Below are 1,739 nucleotides of genomic sequence, written 5' to 3'. Positions count from 1 at the left end.
CGGGGAGATCGATATGCTTCCTGCGCGAATTCGCGAGGGTGAATCCCGCCGTGCGATACAGCCACGGCAGCACCGCCTCCCGTGGCAGGTCGTCGCGGCGCCGCCAAGCCGTCGCGAAGACCTCAGCGGCCAGGTCCTCGGCATCCTGACGCGGTCCGCGTCGGGCGAAGTAGCGCACGAGCGCAGTCGAGTGCTCCCGGACGATCACGGTGAACCAGTCGACATCGGCCGCCGTCTCGGCCGGGCCCGCGCTCTCAGGCATCGCCTCTCCCTCACTTACGTCGGCGCTGGCTGGGGTGTTGGCGATGCTCACATAATGAATATGTCGCTTCCGCCGTAAGTCTTGCACGCAGCACCCCCGAATTTTCGGAGATCGCGCAGAACGCAGACCTTCATACCTGCTGGAGGACGCTGGGCAGGCGCTTCGGCTCCCCGCTCCGCAAAGGCGCGGCCGGACCCCGCCCGCGCCGCAAGTTGTCGACGACACCGAGCCGTCTGCGTTTGGCACGATGATAACCTTGCCCGATGTCGGACGCTGCGCTCATACTCCTGTGCCTTGGCTGCGTGCTAGTGCTTGCCGGAGTCGGTCTCGCGCTGTGGCACCGCTCAAACGGTGGTGCGCGCGTTGGGAGCGGGCAATGGTTCCCGGCGGTCCTTCTTGTGAGCGTCGGCGCGGGGGCGGCGCTAGCGCCTCTCGTGGGCATGTTCCTCGTCTCACGCCTCTAGGTGTACCCGGCCAGGACGTTGGTGACACTTCGCGGCTTGTGAAAAAGGAGAACCTCCGGAATTGGCCTGTGTGTGGTCTCCCCATGCCCGCCATGAGGACAACGTTGGTACCGCCATCGCCCTGGCATGCACCTTGACCAACCGAAGGTAGCGGCGGAGGCCGTGCTACGCGTTCTCGAGCGAGTGGATAAATTGTGGCCTGATCCTTCGACGGATGCTTTCCTTTGCTCACCATCCTCCATTCGTCCATATTGGTTGACGAATGGAGGGGGCGCTATTTGACAGTTTGGCGACGGCGGCGACAGGTGTTGCGGTGGTCAGTCACACAGTCCAGCCGGCGGTGGGCTCTTTTTAGAGCCGGTGCCGGGCGAAGCTGGTGATGGCGTTGACGAGGAATTCCACCATGTATTCGTGGTACCCGTTATGGAAAGCGCGCATGTCCTCGTTGTCCCGGTAGAACAGAGCCATGCCGATGTAGGCTTTCGGGCTGGGCGTGTAGAACCGGCAGGCGACCCGGTAGTGCCGGTGAATTAGTTCTTGGGTGTCGTCATCGTCCGGGCTGCGTTCTTCGAGGTTCCGGCTCAGGTCGCGGTAGATTTCGTCCCAGTCTGCGTGGACCTGGTCCCGGTCCACGTGTGCCCACCCGTTAGTTGCGGCGAGGCTGACGGCTTGTTCCTCGGTGAGGGCGTCACGGCAGCTTTGCAGGTAGGCGGAGGGAAGATCGTCAATTTTGGGCATGGTGGTCCTTTCGGGGCTGCGTGCCTATCGAGTCGCGGTGTAGGTATTCGCCCCACTGATTCGAGGTTGCTTGGAGATGCTGCGACGTTTGGTTGACTTCGGCCAGATCCCAAAGCAGCATCAGAGCAGCTTCTGCGAACTGGGGCTGAGTTGCGCAGATGATCGCTGGGCTTTCAATCATCATGGGTTCTTAGTCACTGAAGACCCGGTTGGGCTGCGGCGATGTCGAGGCGTGCGGCGGGGGTGGTGAGGATGCTCACTGGGCGGAAGCCCTT

At 62.7% G+C, this 1,739-nt stretch carries 2 protein-coding genes; both read right to left on the bottom strand.

Annotation, left to right across the window (positions count from 1 at the left end):
- Positions 1-262: RNA polymerase sigma factor (locus E3O67_RS15320; RefSeq protein ID WP_135103086.1), on the bottom strand; the 262-nt coding region annotated here is incomplete at its 3' end.
- Between the two features lie 815 nt (positions 263-1,077).
- Positions 1,078-1,464, bottom strand: a complete 387-nt coding sequence (locus tag E3O67_RS15315) for a TipAS antibiotic-recognition domain-containing protein (protein ID WP_135103085.1) — start codon at positions 1,462-1,464, stop codon at positions 1,078-1,080.
- Positions 1,465-1,739: the final 275 nt, after the last annotated feature.

Source organism: Cryobacterium sp. TMT3-29-2, assembly GCF_004564305.1.
Classification (GTDB): Bacteria; Actinomycetota; Actinomycetes; order Actinomycetales; family Microbacteriaceae; genus Cryobacterium; species Cryobacterium sinapicolor.
This window is presented reverse-complemented; position numbering and strand designations above follow the sequence as displayed.